Source organism: Anaerocolumna sp. (genome assembly GCF_032079385.1).
Lineage (GTDB): Bacteria > Bacillota > Clostridia > Lachnospirales > Lachnospiraceae > Anaerocolumna.
The window spans coordinates 11,149-29,078 of sequence record NZ_DAMAUC010000024.1 but is presented as its reverse complement, the minus strand read 5'-3'; the positions used below and the strand labels follow the sequence as shown (position 1 = coordinate 29,078).

The following is a 17,930-nucleotide window of genomic DNA, read 5'->3' as shown; positions in this document are numbered from 1 at the left end:
ATTATCAAAAACAGAAAAGAATTAAATAACTAAGTAACATACTGAAACCAAAAGAAACGGAAGGTATAATACTATGAATTTAAATGACCAGGCTTTATTGTTACACGAAAAATGGAACGGAAAAATCGAAACCACTTCGAAATGTTCCGTTAATTCCAGAGAAGATCTTGCGTTAGCCTATACACCGGGTGTTGCGGAACCTTGTAAAGAAATAAATAAAAATCCTGAAGCAGCTTACCGTTATACACTAAAAGCCAATACCGTAGCAGTTATTTCTGATGGAAGCGCTGTTTTAGGTCTGGGTAATATCGGGCCCTTAGCTGCCATGCCGGTTATGGAGGGAAAAGCAGTATTGTTCAAGGAATTTGCAGGTGTAAATGCATTCCCGATATGTCTGGATACTCAGGATACGGAAGAAATCATTAAAACCATTGTTAATATTGCTCCTGCCTTTGGAGGAATTAATCTGGAAGATATTGCAGCTCCCCGTTGCTTTGAAATTGAGGAACGCTTAAAGAAACAATTAAACATTCCTGTATTTCACGACGATCAGCACGGCACTGCCATCGTTGTATTAGCAGGTGTTATTAACAGCTTAAAAGTAACCGGAAAACAAAAAGAAGACTGTAAAGTTGTAGTAAATGGTGCCGGTTCTGCAGGCATTGCTATAGCTAAATTATTATTAAATTATGGATTCAACAACGTAACTTTTTGTGATAAATCCGGTATCTTATCTAAGTCTGCTCCTGGTTTGAACTGGATGCAGCAGCAAATGATGGAGGTAACAAATCTGTCCGGTGAGCAGGGCACATTAGCTGATGCACTAAAAGGCTCAGATATATTTATCGGCGTATCTGCTCCAAATATACTTACCAAAGAAATGGTAGCTTCCATGAATAAAGATTCCATTCTCTTTGCCATGGCAAATCCTGTACCGGAAATTATGCCTGATCTGGCAAAAGAAGCAGGAGCTAAAATTGTAGGTACCGGCCGTTCCGATTTTCCTAATCAGGTAAATAATGTACTTGCCTTCCCCGGAATATTCAAAGGCGCATTAGAAGGACGGGCGGAACAAATTACAGAGGAAATGAAGCTGGCCGCTGCTGAAGCTATTGCCGGATTAGTAGATGACAACGAACTTAATGAAGATAATATTATGCCCCAGCCTTTTGATCCAAGAGTATGTACCGCTGTATGCAATGCCATTAAATCTCATATAGCAAAATAACACTATACATTACCCTTTACTGATATAATAGAATTTAAACTGTAGGATTAAAATTATTAAGGAGCATTTAATTGACTAATATACAACCTTGGGGAGATAAACCTTATTATTCCCTTGATTATTATTTAAAGCAAGAATTTGGCCAAAAAGTATACAAACTGTCTCTAAACGGTGGAATGACCTGCCCCAATCGGGACGGAACACTAGGGAAATCTGGATGTATCTTCTGCAGCTTGGGCGGTTCCGGAGATTTTGCTGCTTCTCCAAACCTTTCCGTTACCAATCAGATTGAAGAAGCAAAAGAATTGGTGAAAGCAAAGGTTAGAGGCAGGAGGGTAGTTTCAGAAACCGGCACTGCTGAAAAATATATCGCTTATTTTCAGGCCTATACTAACACCTATGGTGAAATATCTTATCTGCGTAAGCTGTTTACAGAAGCAATATCCCATCCGGATATTGCAGCTTTATCCATAGCAACCCGCCCGGATTGTCTTGGAGATGATGTAATTGATCTTCTTTCAGATTTAAACAAAGTAAAACCGGTATGGATTGAACTTGGTTTGCAGACCTGTCACGAGAAAACCTCCCAGTTTATACGAAGAGGCTATTCTCTCCCCTGCTTTGAAGAAGCTGTGAAAAATCTGCACCAAATAAATGTTACTGTAATCGTTCATGTTATACTTGGTTTACCCGGAGAAAGTTTTGCTGATATGTTAGAAACCATATCCTACATTACCTCCTTCCATAAAAGAGGAATACCTATTCAGGGAATAAAATTGCAATTACTCCATGTATTAAAAGGTACTGACTTAGCAAAACACTCGTTCCATGTACTTACTCTTGAAGAATACATAGATATTCTCATATCCTGTATTGAGATGCTTCCAAGAGATATGGTCATTCATAGAATAACCGGAGACGGACCTAAGAATTTATTAATTGCTCCCTTATGGAGCTCAAATAAAAAGTTAGTCTTGAATAGAATCCACCAAGAGTTTAAAATAAGAGAGACATGGCAGGGTAAATACTGCCATGTTATATAATGAAAAAACAAATGAAAGGGTTAGCAATTTGTGCTACACAAAAATCACTAACATTATTAAATGGTGCTAAAGCACCGGAATCGAGGTTGTTTTATGGAATCAGATGCTTTTACATTATATAAATTGATTATATTATTTCTTTTGGATAAAGTAGATTTTCCTTTAACTAATTCACAAATATCCAACTTTATATTAGAGAAGGGGTATACCAACTATTTTAATATTCAACAATCTATCTCCGAATTGATCGAAGCTGAGTTCATAAATATGGAATCCATCGGACATAACTCATATTATAAGATTAATAATGAGGGCAGAGAAACCTTGTCTTTCTTTGATAATATGATTTCTACCGTAATTCAGGAAGAAATCATTGAGTACTTAAAAGAAAATCAGTATTCACTTAGAAATGAAACTTCTATCCTTGCGGAATACTTTGAAGCAAAAAAGGGTGAATATATGGCTCATCTCCGTGTATTGGAAAAGGAAGAACCCATTATCGACTTAAGTATATCCGTACCCACAAAAGAAGAAGCTTCCACCATATGTAATAATTGGAGAACAGAAAGTCAAAAGATATACGCTTTCGTGGTATCTACTCTACTGAAAGAAGAGGAAGAATAGTATAAAATTTTGGTTACTTAAGAGGCTGCTGCAGTATAAATGAGAATATCGGCTATGGTAAATAGATTGATATTACAACCCATATCCGGTATAAAGCATTCATTTGCAGCAGCCTCTTTCTCGTTAAATCGGAAATATTTTCTTTAATTAATTTCCTTATCTTCCATTACTTCTTCAATACATTCCCATATTTCATCTCTTCCCTGCTTGGTAACTGATGAAAAGGGTATAATTCTCGTTCCGGGTTTTACATTTAACCCTTCCCTTACTATCTTTATCTGTTTGTCTTTCTGACTACGATTAATTTTATCCAGTTTCGTTGCAATAATAACAGGTTCAAATCCGTTATAAACAATCCACTCGTACATATTCCGATCATTAGCGGAAGGCTCATGACGAATGTCGATTAATAAAAAGATAATCTTTAACTGCTTTGATGTTTTAAGATAACCTTCAATCATTTTACCCCATTTTTCTTTTAAAGCTTCTGAAACTTTAGCATAACCATAACCTGGAAGATCCACAAAATATAAGGCATCATTAATGTTATAAAAATTAATAGTTTGGGTTTTACCCGGTTGTGAAGATGTTCTTGCATATGCTTTGCGGTTCATCAAACCATTAATAAGAGATGATTTACCTACATTGGACTTCCCTGCAAATGCAATCTCAATTTTATCATTCTGCGGCAATGTACTAGTAATACCGCATACCGTTTCTAAATTTACACTTTTAACAACCATGTTACTCTCCTATTCTGCCCATGTCTTTTGCGCATACGACAGTTTGTCCTATCTACTTTTCTTCCGGAACAAGTGCCAAGGAAAGCACTTCCTCCATAGTATCCACATATTGAATGTCAATTCCGTACAAAATCTCTGAGGATATCTCTTCAACATCTTTTTTGTTCTGAGCCGGTACCAATACCAGTTTGATTTTCGCCGTTTTTGCAGCCAATATCTTTTCTTTTAATCCTCCAATTGGAAGAACCCTTCCTCTTAGAGTAATCTCACCGGTCATGGCTACCTCTGCACGAACCGGCCTATTTAGAACTGCTGACATCATCGCTGTTGCCATGGTAATTCCGGCAGAGGGACCATCTTTTGGTACCGCCCCTTCCGGTATATGAATGTGTATATCATGTTTCTCAAAATATTCACTTTCTATACCATATTGTTCACTGACGGAACGAATATAACTAATACCTGCCCTTGCAGATTCTTTCATAACATCGCCTAATTGACCTGTTAATTCAAATTTGCCCTTACCTGGCATAACATTTACTTCAATTTGCAGGGTATCACCGCCTACACTTGTCCATGCAAGACCTCTTACAATACCAATTTCACTTTTCTCATTGGCCATTTGGTGGGTATATTTTTCTTTACCTAAATATTTCTCTAGGTTCTTATCCGTAATCTTGATTTGTAATTTCTTTTTGCTCACCAACTCTTTTGCCGCTTTTCTGCATATTTCACTTAATTTTCTTTCCAGATTACGAACTCCTGCTTCTTTTGTATAGCCGGAAATGATTCGTTTTAAAGCAGTTTCGGAAAGAGTTAATTGTTTCTCTTTTAAACCATTTTTGTCCATAACCTTTTTGATCAAATGCTCTTTTGCTATATGAAGTTTTTCATTCTCCGTATAACTGGTAACTTCGATCAGTTCCATTCTATCCAGTAATGGCCTTGGTATGGTTTGCACGGTATTGGCAGTGGCAATAAATAAAACTTCGGATAAATCTACAGGAATTTCAATATAATGGTCAACAAACTTATTGTTTTGTTCTCCATCCAGTACTTCTAAAAGGGCAGAAGAAGTATCTCCTTTATAATCACTGCTTACCTTATCAATTTCATCTAATAAGTATAATGGATTCTTTACACCTGCACTTTTTAAACCGGATACGATTCTTCCCGGCAATGCCCCAACATAAGTCCTTCTGTGTCCCCGAATCTCTGCCTCGTCTCTTACACCCCCAAGGCTGATTCGGATATATTCTTTATTTAAGGCCTTTGCCACTGATCTGGCTATGGAGGTTTTACCGGTACCCGGCGGTCCCACTAAACATATAATTGGACTATCACCCTTTTTGGTTAAAGACCTTACAGAAAGAAATTCTAAGATTCTTTCTTTAACTTTTTCCAGTCCGTAATGATCTTCATTCAAAATTTTCTCTGCATGATTAATATCCGAATTATCTTTACTGGTTTTATCCCAGGGAAGAGCCAGTAAAGTTTCTATATAACCTCTCACTACCGCACTTTCTGAGGAACTTCCCGGCATATTCTTATAGCGGTTAATTTCATTAATAATTTTTTCTTTTACTTCTTTTTTTGCCTTCAGTTTCTCTGCGGCAGCCATAAAATTCTCGGCATCAAAAGCAGTATTACTTTCTCCAAGTTCTTCACGAATAACTTTTAATTGCTCCCGTAAAATATAATCTTTTTGATTTTTATCTACTTTTTCTTTAACTTTTGTCTGTAAATCTCTCTTAATCCTTAGGATTTCAATTTCTTCTGAAATCATTACCATTAATTTTTCATATCTGTCCAGTAAATCCACAGCTTCAATTAGTATCTGCTTACCCTCTACGCTAAGAGGTATGTTGATACCAATTAAATCGATTAATTCCTGAAGTTCTTTTGCATTCAGAATTTGCTTTACAACTTCTTTCCCTATTCTGGTATTCTCGATGGAATAGAGTTCAAATATATCCTTTATGCCTCGAATCATGGCTTCCTGTTCCAGATTGGATAATTGTATCTTGGTTTTGTCTTCCAGTAATTCAATTTCACCTACTAAATATGAACTGTCTGCCTCCAGACTTTCCAACTTAGCCCTTTCCGTTCCTGAAACCAAGACTCTTAATATGTCTCCCGGTAATTTTATTAATTGCTTAATTTGTGCTAATGTACCAATTTCATATAAATCTTTTTGCTCCGGTTCTTCTACATCCGGATCTCGTTGGGTTAAAAGTAACACCATCTGGTTATTATCCATAGCACTCTCCACTGCTTCTATGGATTTGGGGCGATTTATATCAAAATGAATTAACATTCCCGGAAGTACTGCCATTCCTCTTAAAGCTACCACAGGAATTCTTCTTTCATACTCACTCATGTTAACACCTTGCTTTCCATTTTAACCTCGACGCTTTAGTGCTTTTAATAACCTATTTATCCCCAAAAGGATACATAGGTATTTTAAAAATGGGGCTGCCTCAAAATGCCTCCTCTCTAATTCTATCAATTTCACAAAATGAAATGAAGTTTTTCACTCAATGAGATTTTTCACTCAGAGAAATCTTTCACTCTATTTCGTGAAATTAAATTAAAACAATAAAGGTATTTTAAGACAGCCTCATTTTACAGACTTAAGCTATTTCGTTATTACTCTTTTTTGATATACGTTTTGTTATCTGCTTTCTTGGCAAATCGTCTTCTGCATTAATTAATGTAGGTTCACTATTACCTTCTGCAGCATCTTTGGTAATAATACATTTTAAGATTTTTGTATCGGAAGGTACCCTATACATGGTATCCATCATAACCGATTCCATTATAGCTCTTAATCCTCTGGCTCCTGTCTTTCTTTCAATGGAACGTTTCGCAATTGCACGAATTGCTTCCTGATCGAATTCAAGTTCAACGCCATCCAATTCAAACAGTTTTTTATACTGCTTTACAATTGCATTCTTTGGCTCAGTAAGAATACAAACCAATGCTTCTTCATCCAATAAATCCAGAGCTACGCATACAGGAACACGACCAACAAACTCAGGTATTAAACCAAACTTTACAAAGTCCTGTGGCATTGCCTGTCTGAATAACTCACCAACATTTTGCTTTCCTTTTTCAGAAATAGCAGCATTGAATCCAATGGACTTATTTCCAATTCTGGATTCAATAATCTTCTCCAATCCATCAAAGGCACCGCCGCATATAAATAAAATATTGGTAGTATTGATTTGTATAAATTCCTGATGAGGATGTTTTCTTCCGCCCTGTGGTGGTACGGAAGCTGCCGTTCCTTCTAATATCTTAAGTAAAGCCTGTTGTACACCCTCACCGGAAACATCTCTGGTAATAGAGGTATTTTCAGACTTTCTAGTTATCTTATCTATCTCGTCTATATAAATAATACCATATTCTGCTCTCTCAATGTCATAATCTGCTGCCTGAATCAGTTTTAACAGAATATTTTCAACGTCCTCACCTACATAGCCTGCTTCTGTTAATGCCGTAGCATCGGCAATGGCAAAAGGTACATTCAATAGTTTTGCCAGTGTTTGAGCTAAGTAAGTTTTACCGGAACCCGTAGGTCCAACCATAAGAATATTACTTTTTTGCAGCTCTACATCTAAATCTCTTCCGGCAAGCACCCTCTTATAATGATTGTAGACAGATACCGATAAAACCTTTTTTGCTTCCTCTTGCCCAATTACATATTGGTCAAGAAAACTTTTAATTTCAGCCGGTTTTAGTAAATTAATATCGGTGTCCACTGCTGTATCATCAAACTCTTCTTCTACGATTTCAGAGCATATTTCTATACATTCGTCACAAATATACACATTATTAGGACCAGCAATTAGCTTTCTTACCTGATCCTGATTTTTATTACAGAATGAGCATCTTAGTTGTTTTCTCTCATCCGTCTTGTTAGCCACTATTTTCACCTCACTTCATTCGTCTTCCCTTACAACAGGGTAAAAACATTCGGCTAAGCTCAGTTTCATGTAGCTTAGCCGAATGTCTTTATCTGCTAATGATTACACTATCAATGATTCCATATTCTTTTGCTTCTTCAGCAGACATGTAATGATCTCTTTCTGTATCAATTTCAATCACATCAAGCGGCTTTCCTGTATTAGCAGCAAGAATTTCGTTTAATTTTTGTTTAGTTTTTAGTATGTTCTCAGCAACAATCTTAATATCTGTTGCCTGTCCTTTGGCTCCGCCTGATGGCTGATGAATCATAACTTCAGAGTTTGGAAGTGCAAATCTTTTACCTTTTGTACCGCCAGCCAAAAGGAATGCACCCATACTTGCAGCCATACCTATGCAAATAGTTGAAACATCACATTTAATATATTTCATGGTATCATAAATTGCCATACCGGCTGTAACAGAACCACCTGGGCTATTGATATATATATTTATATCCTTACCTGGATCTTCTGATTCTAGGAACAATAACTGAGCTACTATAACACTTGCAGATACATCGGTTACTTCTTCACCTAAGAAAATGATTCTATCCTTTAATAATCTGGAATAGATGTCATAGGATCTTTCACCTCTACTGGTTTGTTCAATGACATATGGTACTAAACTCATAGAAATTCCTCCTTTATTAATATTTCTATACTTTGGATATTATTTTGCTTCTGTATCAACTGCTGCTTCATAAACAACATCAACAGCTTTTTGTACTGCCATATCCAATGAGATTTGTTCTTTTTCTTTATCAGAAATTAATTCTTTTAATTTATCTACTTCCATTTGATAAGAAGAAGCCATATCTACGATTTCTTTTTCTAAGTCTTCATCAGAAATAGTGATATTTTCAGCTTTAACGATAGCTTCTAATACTAATCTGGTCTTAATACGTTGTAACGCCTGTGGCTTCATCTCTTCTAATAACTTTTGAACATTCATTCCTGTAAATTGAAAATATTGCTCTACGGATAATCCTTGCATCTGAAGTCTTTGTGCAAATTCATCTGCCATTTGTCTTGTTTGTGTTTCGATCATAGCTTCTGGAATATCCATAGTTGCATTCTCTATAATCTTTTCAACAACTGCATCTTCTTTTGCTCTCTTAACGTCTTTTTCTTTCTTTTCTAAGATATGTTTCTTAATATCTTCTTTATAATCAGCTAAAGTATCAAATTCAGATACATCCTGTGCAAAATCATCATCTAATTCCGGTAATTCTTTTACTTTGATTTCTTTAATGGCAACCTTAAATAATGCAGGTTTACTTGCTAAATCTGCAGCATGATATTCTGCTGGGAAGGTTACATTTACTTCTACTTCTTCACCAATGTTCTTGCCGATTAATTGGTCTTCAAATGTATCAATAAAAGAATGAGAACCGATTGTTAAAGAATAGTTTTCACCTTTTCCACCTTCAAATGGTGTACCATCTACAAATCCTTCATAATCTATTACAGCCATGTCTCCGTTTTGAATTGCTCTGTCGTCCACTGTAATTGTTCTGGAGTTTTGTTCTCTTACTTTATCTAATTCTGCATTGATTTCCTCTTCTGTTACTTCAGCAGATTTTTTCTCTACTTCAATGCCTTTGTATTGTCCTAAGGTAACTTCCGGTTTTACAGCTACTTCAGCAGTAAAGATAAAAGATTTACCTTTTTCAATTTGGATAACATCAATTTCAGGTCTGGATACAATATCTAATTTACTTTCTTCTGCTGCTTTTTCATAAGCATCCGGAATAATAATATTAGCTGCATCTTCATAAAAGATACCTGCTCCATACATTTTTTCAATAATTGCACGAGGTGCTTTTCCTTTACGGAAACCTTGTACATTCATCTTACCTTTATTCTTTTGATAAGCTTTTTCTAATGCAGCTTCAAACTCCTCTGCACTTGATTCTATGGTAAATTTAACCATATTCTTTTCCAAATTTTCTACTTGTAAACTCATTTAATATTTCCTCCTTAATATGTGAAGCGTATCTCTTATACGATCCCTGTAATTTTAACGTCAATATAATCCACCACTGTATACACAACTTATCTTCTAATTATAAAATAATTAATTATTATAAAAATTTGTTATGATAATATTAAATTATTAACAAAATTTGCAGATTAAAACTGACAATTTCCCATTCTGAGTTTTGACATTAGTATATTATAACATAGGAATTCTGTAAATACCATAAATATTTTTGTTCTTATTCTTAAGATTCTATTATGTTTTTGACAGCATTCTTTTATTTTCTATTTTCCCACCGTATGTCCCTGGGTATTTATGGTACTAACAACCATATCTACATATTTTTTACACATTTCATCTGTCTTAGCTTCCACCATTACCCGAAGTACCGGTTCCGTACCGCTTTCTCTAACAAGGATTCTTCCGTCATTCCCAAGCTCATCGGCAACCCTTTCAATTACTTCTGCTACCTTAGAGTCTTCTATTGCATCCTTTTTATTCTTAACTCTCACATTTACTAACAGCTGAGGATATATAATAACTTCTTTCACAATATCGGATAATTTAAGCTTCTTCTCAAGCATTACTTCCATAATCTTTAAAGATGTTAAAATTCCGTCACCAGTAGTTGCATGCTTGCTAAAAATGATGTGCCCGGATTGTTCTCCGCCAATGGAATGGTTGTTTGTCATCATATTCTCAAATACATATTTATCCCCAACTGCTGTTTTTTCATAAGAAATTCCCAGCTCATCAAAAGCTTTATACAAACCGATATTAGACATTATTGTAGTTACAATGGTATTGTTATTTAATTCGCCCCGTTCTTTCATATAACAGCCGCAAATATATAATATCAAATCGCCATCTATAATATTACCCTTTTCATCTATAGCTAAACAGCGGTCCGCATCCCCGTCATAAGCAAATCCAACATCCAAACCATTGTCTACCACATACTTCTGCAATTCTTCAATATGTGTCGATCCGCAGTTAGTATTAATATTAAGGCCATTAGGTTCGTTATGAATGGTAAATGTTTTTGCTCCCAGAGCATCAAATACACCTTTTGCTATTGTGGAGGCAGAACCATTTGCACAATCCAGACCCACTTTCACCTGTTTAAAAGATCTGGTTGCCAAAGAAATTAAGTATCCTATGTAGCGGTTTCTTCCCATAGCATAATCCGTAGTTTTACCGATATTTTCTTTGGTTGCCAAAGGAATGGTATCTTTTTCACTATCTATGTATTCTTCGATTTGGTTTTCCACTTCCGGTTCTAATTTAAAACCATTTCCGTTAATAATCTTAATACCGTTGTCATAGTATGGATTATGGCTGGCAGATATCATGATTCCACAATCAAAATTCTCACTTCGTACTACATAAGAAACGCTGGGGGTAGTCGTTACATGTAATAGGTAAACATCCGCGCCGCTTGCTGTTAATCCGGCCACTAAAGAATATTCAAACATATAACTTGATCTTCTTGTGTCTTTACCAATTACAATATTGGCTTTATGGTCTTTGCCGTAGTAATGCCCTAAGAATCTTCCCACCTTATAGGCATGCTCTACAGTGAGTTCGACATTTGCTTCTCCTCTAAATCCATCTGTTCCAAAATATTTTCCCATAAATATGACTCCTTTTTATATTAATACCGCAATATATTGCGATTATTTTTCCGTTAAATTGTAACATAATATAAACCCAGGTGCAACTTTTTATACCCAATGTTGTTTGTATTTCTATACTTAAATTATGTAACGTGGAATAAAAAGTGCTTTATTTACACAAAAAAAACATCATCTCATATGTACGATTTCATGTAACAGATGTAACTCCCTTACTTCATCATATATACTAGATGATGTTTCATTCTGACTATCTTTTTACCGGTTATGAAGCATCTGTTTCATAATCAAAAGTCAGCCGTTTTTAGTTTTTAGTTCGATTAGAATGTTCCCTGTCCTGGTTGTCCTAAGCCTGCAGCTGGTGCAGTACCTGATGCTGATGATGTTCCAGACATAGATTCTTCTTGACGTTGAATCATACGTCTAACCATTTCTCCGCCAACAGAACCATTCTGATAGCTTGTTAAGTCTCCGTTGTAACCTTGTTTTAAAGGTACTCCAATTTCACCGGCAACTTCCATTTTAAATCTGTTAAGAGCTTCTCTAGCCTGAGGCACTTCTGTTCTGTTAGAACCTGTCCTATTATTACTTGCCATATAATTCACCTCCGTGGTTTATTAATAAATTGTTGTAGATATCGGTTGAGTAATTTCAACTTCTATCTCTACTAGATAATGATGTAAATCAATTATCTTGATGATATTGTTAGCAGTGATAATAAATTTTATTATAAAATTGTGATGGTAAGTTGTGGAATTGAAAAAATTACTTTATATAATTTTTACTTTCGTTCTCTTATCTTGTATACGCTGCTTATTATTCCCATTAATCATTCTTTTTAAAAGGAAGAAAATGATACAAAAGTTTATAGAGATACTAATCATTTTAACTCTTACATATATTATAGTAATTGCTTTTCCTAAGAAATAGTCTGAGAAAACAAATTTTTCAGCTAAGAATTTTTTCGGAATAAGCGAGAGTAAAATTGCTGTCGTTATTAATGGTGTTAAAGCACCGGAATTGAGGTTATTATGAACCAGTTATTTAATATTATCAAAACCATAAATAGTGTAATTTGGAGTTGGCCAATGTTAATTCTCCTTTTTGGCACCCATCTTTTCTTTACTTTTTATTTGAAATTTATTCAAAAAAAGATTGGAAAAGGCATTAAATTATCCATTTCCCCCTCCCAGTCCGGAGAAGGTGATACCAGCAGTTTTGCAACTCTTACCACCACCTTAGCAGCTACCCTTGGAACCGGAAATATTATAGGAGTCTCAACAGCCGTGGCACTTGGTGGACCCGGTGCAATTTTTTGGTGCTGGTTAACCGGTGTATTTGGAATGGCAACTACCTATGCAGAATGCTATCTTGGTGTTTTATACCGCAAAAAAACAAAAGACGGTACTTATCTTGGGGGACCTATGTACACATTGGAATACGGCCTTCATTCCAAAGGCTTAGCTGTTGTATTCTGTCTTTTAACACTTTTAGCTTCTTATGGTGTAGGCTGCTCCACACAATCCAATGCCGTTACAGAAACGGCCTCCCATTTATGGGGAATATCTCCTTACATAACCGGATTTGTCACCGCTTTCGTAACCGGATTGGTTATCCTGGGGGGCATTCAATCCATAGGGAAGATTTGTATGCGTTTAGTTCCTGCTATGGGCGGGTTTTATATCCTTGCCTGTATTATATTGCTTCTTATGAATCTGCAATATATATTGCCTGCCTTTACCTTGATCTTTCGTTCTGCCTTTCTTCCTCAGGCAGTGATGGGAGGATTTATCGGCAGTACGATTAAAACAGCTGCCCGTTATGGTATTGCCCGGGGATTGTTTACCAACGAAGCCGGCCTTGGTACTGCCGCTATTGCTGCTGCAAGTGGAAAAACAAAAAGTCCGAAAGACCAGGCGCTGATATCCATGAGTGCAACTTTCTGGGATACCGTTGTAATGTGTGCTATTACCGGATTGGTTATAGTAACAAACATGCTTCGAAATCCCCAATCCGTAGAAGGCCTTTCCTCGGGAGAATTAACCACCGCTGCTTTTAAACAAATTCCTGTTGTAGGTGAAACAATGCTTGGTATTTCTATTATTGCCTTTGCTGTTGCCACCCTCATTGGATGGTCTTATTTTGGGGAAAAAGCAGTGGATTATTTATTTGGGAAAAGCGGTATTGAAACCTACCGCGTATGCTATATTGTTATGATTTTTGTAGGATCTATACTATCTCTGGAATTTGTGTGGGAATTCTCTGATTTAGTCAATGCTTTTATGATAATGCCAAATGTATTATCACTTCTGGTATTGTATAAGAAAGTAAAAGATTAGCTTATATTAAATTAATTGTATTACATATAAAGCTGCTGCAAAATGGAATACCGAATAAAGATAAGCAGATTGATTTTAAAGTCCGCAACCGGTATAAAATAATCATTTTGCAGCAGCCTCATAAAAAATATTATTGTTTGAATATATATCCCAGGCGATTTCCCAGGCGACTTAATATCTCATTGGAAATAGTTCCGCATCTAACAGAAAAGTCTTCACATCTTATCTGCTCCTTGCCGTCATTTCCCATAATAGTGACAATATCACCCGGTTTCACATCATCTATACCTGTAACATCTATAATGAATTGATCCATACAGATTCGACCGATAATTGGCGCCTTTTGAGAATGCAGCAATACATAAGTATCGGCCTCAAAAAGATTTCTTGGAACTCCATCTGCATAACCAATGGTAACCGTTGCAATTTTCATATTATGCTTTGCAGTAAATAACCTTCCATAACTTACACTTTCATCCGCTTTTATATTTTTAATTATACCAACCCTTGCCTTTAATGATAATACTGGTTTTAAGTCAACGGATAAACGGGTATCGTTTTTGTCGCTTAATACTCCGTAAAGCGCTATCCCGGCACGGGCATAGTCACATTCCAGCTCCGGATAATTTAAGATTCCATAGCTGCTTTGTATATGCAGCTTTCCTGTATCATATCCTTTGACCTTTAAATAGCGTATGGTCTCATAAAATCGTTCTATTTGCAACCGGCTAAAGGTAACATCTTCATCTTTTAAGCTGTCACTGGTGCAAAGATGGGTGAAGGTTCCTTCAACCTTTAAATTTTTCAGTTTATAAATATGTTCCAAACTATCATAGCTATCATAATCTTCACCTAACCGGTGCATACCCGTATCAATCTTTATATGAACCTTTACTTGTTTCGAAGATTTATTTAATGCCCTGGCATAATCATAATTTAGTACAGTTTGGGTCAACTGGTATTTCGTAATACAATTTACGTCAGAAGGATTGGTATATCCCAGCACCAGTATCTCACCCTTAATTCCCTTTCTGCGAAGGCGTATGCCCTCTGCCAGTGTTGCAACTGCAAATGTATAAAATCCCGCTTTGTTCAACTCTCTTGCTGTTTCAATATCACTGTGTCCATAGGCATTCGCTTTTACCACTGCCATTAACTCACAACTTTTTGGCAGACATTCTTTCAATGCAAAAGCATTCTGCACCAAAGCATTTAAATCAACTTCTACCCAGGCTCTGCTGTTACTATCCGGATTCTCCGGTTTTAATCTTGTCCAAAGATATATAACAATGAATCCTGCCAATAGGGATAGCATGCTAACGGATAAAAAATGAAGGAAATTATTATAAATTAGTATATTTTGAAGGTGTAAAATCTTTGCAAATCCCCTTACAATCACAATCATCCAGGGATGAATGATATAAATTACCATAGATAGGGTTCGTAATTTTTTGATGCTGCTCCCATTATACTGTAATAATATTAAAAACAAGAAATACATACATGGTAACAGCATAATATACATACTATCATGGCGTTGCACCTTAAAATTATGAAGCAGAAGTCCTTCTATAATAAGTAATACATTGGAAATAATTAACCCGGTAACTGCAATCTGCGTTTTTATTTTATATTTAGAGTATGCTATCCAGGACCCTAAAAATAAATAAATTGGCGCAAAGAACAATCCATTTCTTGTATAATCCATTATTTTAAATAAGAAATCATAGCTTTTATGGATGGTACCAATCTGTGTAACTATTCCATAATAACTATCTCCCCCCAGCCCTATGATATATAATGCCAGAGTAATCATAAAAACATAGGTCATAGAGAATTTACGTAATAAAAACTGAACCAGTAGAATTCCAATGATTGCAGCTGGAAGATACCAAAGATGATAGAATGTACCATCAAAAATTAGATCTTTTATAATCTGAAAGGGCAAATTGTTTTGCTTAAAATAGTCTCCATATAAATCAAGGGGCAGGTAAAGAAGAATTCCAGCTAAATAGATGCCGATCAGCTTGTTTAAAGTTCTTCTTATGCTTAACTTATTTCCTTTTTCCATGGATAAATATAAAAAATAACCGGTTACCATAAAGAAAAAAGGAACTGCTGCTCTGGCAATGATACGAACGATTATAAAGTCAGCAGTTTCATTGATTGATAAAAAAGGGGAGGTGTGGATTGCGATAATCAGAAATGCCGCAACTAGCCTGAATATATCAAGTGTGGCATATCTTTTTGTTATATTCATGAATATTGCCTCCAGACTGTAACAATAAAACCATCAACATTATTACCAGATACCTGATATAAGTCACTGTTTGATAATTCTATTACTGTTTGATCTCCTTTACTTTCTACAAAAAATACTTTTACCTCTGTTCCTTTATGCTTAATTGTAAGATGCTCTCCTTGGTAGGAATATGCCTTTACAAATTGAATATACTCCTCCAGACTTAAACCGTTGTATTCTATTAAATAAGAGTGAGGGTATCCAACATATCGAAAATGCCAGGGTTCATGAGCAATTCCTGTCATTGTTTCTTTTCCTTTACCATACCTTTCAATAAATCCATATTGGGGAGCCTTGGCACGAAATTCTCCACATATACCGGAATAAGGAAACTCTGGCCGGATAAAATCAATAGATTCACAGTTTTCCCCCAAATCAATTGCAAGACCGGTCTGGTGTTCACTATGATCCGGGAAAGCCACATATTTATGTGTAAATTCAAGCCCATTTTCTAAAAGTGAATTTTCAAATATTTCTTCCTGCTCCTCTTTGCTGCGATAACCGCTAACCGGAATAATCTCATCATCACATTGAATGGATTCCAGCAATTTTGATAACATAGATGCAGTTTTTGCATCCAGTTGTATCTCTTTGTATTCCAAACTATAAGGTACTAAATTCGGATCGCTTTTATATTGAAGCTGATGTTCTTTATTTACAAGAATTAATGGTCCATGAAAAATATCCGATTCATTTAAGGTTATTCTTCTCATCTTTCCAGCCCTAATTGGATTAGCTTGTCCACAATTTCGTCAAATTGTAATCCAATTCCTTTCATCATATTGGGATAACGGCTGTGGGAGGTAAACCCGGGAATGGTATTCACTTCGTTAAAAACGATTTCTCCCTTTTGTGCAATAAACATATCTACTCTTGCAAATCCGGAACAGCCTAAAGCACGATAAATAGAGACTGCGGTATTTTTAATTTTATCTTTCAATTCCCCATCAATTCTTGCTGGCATGTGAATTTGGGAGGATTTTAAAGTATATTTTTCTGTGTAATCAAAGAATCCCGCCGTTAATTCAATCTCATCTACCTCACCAATAATAAGCTCCTCATTACCAAGAACTGCACAACCCACCTCAAAACCATCTATATTTTCTTCTACAATAACTTGACTGTCATGTTGGAACGCAGTCTTTACCGCCTCCGGTAATTGCTCTTTTTTATAAACCTTGGTTATTCCAAAAGAAGAACCTGCTTTTACCGGTTTTACAAATAAGGGATAGGTTAAATGGCTTGTCTTTTCAAAAATCAGATTTTCTGATAGGGGACCTGGGAAAACCACTGACGAAGGTGTCTTTACCCCTGCTAACTCAGCCAGTTTGTGGGCTCTGTCCTTATCCATACATAATGCAGAGGATAGTGAATTACAACCTACCAGAGGAATCCCCGCCAGTTCAATTAGTCCTTGCAGGGTGCCATCTTCTCCATTTTTACCGTGTAACATTGGAAAGGCAATATCAATTCTTGTAAATTTCAATTCATCATCATAGAATTCTATGATTCCATGAATATCTCTGCTTGGTGATATGGCTGCGGGAATACAATGTTCTTTTTCCAGATGCCAGGTATTGGCCGGAATTTTATCAGGATCCCCATAATAACGGAACCAATTACCCTCTCTTGAAATTCCTAATAAAACGGTGTCATACCTTTGATTGTTTATATTTGTTATTACTGCATAGGCTGATTGTAAGGATACTTCATATTCGGTAGAACAGCCTCCAAAAATAATTGCAACTTTTTTCTTTTCCATTGTTAACTATACTCCTTTCACATTACAGGATGTCTCTTTGTGACATCTCGAATAATAGACGAAAAATTTAACATGAGAATTCCAATGATTCTCATGGACTTCTTTCCAAATGTAAGCCATGCCTTAGATTTGTGAAGATACTTTCACATTTTCTATTGGGTGTTATATTACGAACCGATTGTAGAATTTAATTGCCGGGATATGGATAACCTTCTACAGCTATCCTTTAGAATTAAACATTGCTAAAAAGATAGGAGCCATTTCCTATAACAAAAAAGTTCTCTGTTCCGGTACATACATAGTACC

The 17,930-nt window shown here is 35.8% G+C and carries 13 protein-coding genes and 1 pseudogene; 4 read left to right on the top strand and 10 right to left on the bottom strand.

Annotation, left to right across the window (positions count from 1 at the left end; all coding sequences use genetic code 11):
- Nucleotides 1-73: 73 nt before the first annotated feature.
- The 3 genes from RT261_RS16555 to RT261_RS16545 all read left to right on the top strand — a co-directional run bounded on the left by RT261_RS16555 (nt 74) and on the right by RT261_RS16545 (nt 2,895).
- A complete protein-coding gene (locus RT261_RS16555) occupies nt 74-1,228 on the top strand; it encodes an NAD(P)-dependent malic enzyme (protein ID WP_313134145.1) in 1,155 nt (384 codons plus the stop codon).
- An 80-nt stretch (nt 1,229-1,308) separates the two neighbouring features.
- Entirely contained in the window at nt 1,309-2,271 is a 963-nt protein-coding gene (locus RT261_RS16550) for a TIGR01212 family radical SAM protein (RefSeq protein ID WP_313134194.1), read from the top strand.
- A 93-nt stretch (nt 2,272-2,364) separates the two neighbouring features.
- Nucleotides 2,365-2,895 (top strand): DUF4364 family protein, encoded by a 531-nt coding sequence (locus tag RT261_RS16545; RefSeq protein ID WP_313134143.1) that lies wholly within the window; start codon nt 2,365-2,367, stop codon nt 2,893-2,895.
- A gap of 143 nt (nt 2,896-3,038) precedes the next feature.
- Here RT261_RS16545 and yihA read toward each other — a convergent pair whose 3' ends face one another.
- The 7 genes and pseudogenes from yihA to RT261_RS16510 form a co-directional block, all read right to left on the bottom strand.
- Nucleotides 3,039-3,638 carry a ribosome biogenesis GTP-binding protein YihA/YsxC gene (yihA, locus tag RT261_RS16540; RefSeq protein WP_313134142.1) on the bottom strand — a complete coding sequence of 200 codons (600 nt, stop codon included), beginning with the start codon at nt 3,636-3,638 and terminating at the stop codon, nt 3,039-3,041.
- A gap of 52 nt (nt 3,639-3,690) precedes the next feature.
- On the bottom strand, nt 3,691-6,018 hold the full coding sequence (gene lon, locus RT261_RS16535) for an endopeptidase La (RefSeq protein WP_313134141.1): 2,328 nt from the start codon (nt 6,016-6,018) through the stop codon (nt 3,691-3,693).
- A gap of 253 nt (nt 6,019-6,271) precedes the next feature.
- The gene (gene clpX, locus RT261_RS16530; RefSeq protein WP_313134139.1) at nt 6,272-7,567 is read right to left on the bottom strand and encodes an ATP-dependent Clp protease ATP-binding subunit ClpX; all 1,296 of its coding nucleotides are present in this window, start codon (nt 7,565-7,567) and stop codon (nt 6,272-6,274) included.
- Nucleotides 7,568-7,655: 88 nt separating this feature from the next.
- A complete protein-coding gene (gene clpP / locus RT261_RS16525; protein WP_313134138.1) occupies nt 7,656-8,237 on the bottom strand; it encodes an ATP-dependent Clp endopeptidase proteolytic subunit ClpP in 582 nt (193 codons plus the stop codon).
- Between the two features lie 39 nt (nt 8,238-8,276).
- Nucleotides 8,277-9,572 (bottom strand): trigger factor, encoded by a 1,296-nt coding sequence (tig, locus tag RT261_RS16520; RefSeq protein ID WP_313134137.1) that lies wholly within the window; start codon nt 9,570-9,572, stop codon nt 8,277-8,279.
- A 299-nt stretch (nt 9,573-9,871) separates the two neighbouring features.
- A complete protein-coding gene (glmM, locus tag RT261_RS16515) occupies nt 9,872-11,221 on the bottom strand; it encodes a phosphoglucosamine mutase (RefSeq protein ID WP_313134136.1) in 1,350 nt (449 codons plus the stop codon).
- 386 nt (nt 11,222-11,607) lie between these two features.
- A pseudogene (locus tag RT261_RS16510) lies at nt 11,608-11,817 on the bottom strand (small, acid-soluble spore protein, alpha/beta type); the annotation flags it as partial.
- Between the two features lie 435 nt (nt 11,818-12,252).
- On the opposite strand from RT261_RS16510, the gene RT261_RS16505 reads away from it, so the two are divergent.
- Nucleotides 12,253-13,560 (top strand): alanine/glycine:cation symporter family protein, encoded by a 1,308-nt coding sequence (locus RT261_RS16505; protein ID WP_313134134.1) that lies wholly within the window; start codon nt 12,253-12,255, stop codon nt 13,558-13,560.
- 130 nt (nt 13,561-13,690) lie between these two features.
- On the opposite strand, the gene vanT is transcribed toward RT261_RS16505, so the two are convergent.
- The 3 genes from vanT to vanG are packed head-to-tail and all read right to left on the bottom strand — an operon-like array spanning nt 13,691 to nt 17,624.
- Complete coding sequence (gene vanT / locus RT261_RS16500; protein WP_313134133.1) at nt 13,691-15,820, bottom strand: serine racemase VanT catalytic subunit; 2,130 nt, start codon at nt 15,818-15,820, stop codon at nt 13,691-13,693.
- Nucleotides 15,817-16,575 (bottom strand): M15 family metallopeptidase, encoded by a 759-nt coding sequence (locus RT261_RS16495; RefSeq protein WP_313134131.1) that lies wholly within the window; start codon nt 16,573-16,575, stop codon nt 15,817-15,819. The genes vanT and RT261_RS16495 overlap by 4 nt, the downstream gene beginning before the upstream one ends.
- Nucleotides 16,572-17,624: a D-alanine--D-serine ligase VanG gene (gene vanG / locus RT261_RS16490; RefSeq protein ID WP_313134130.1), complete on the bottom strand. Its 1,053-nt coding sequence runs from the start codon at nt 17,622-17,624 to the stop codon at nt 16,572-16,574. Before vanG ends, RT261_RS16495 begins: the two co-directional genes overlap by 4 nt.
- Nucleotides 17,625-17,930: the final 306 nt, after the last annotated feature.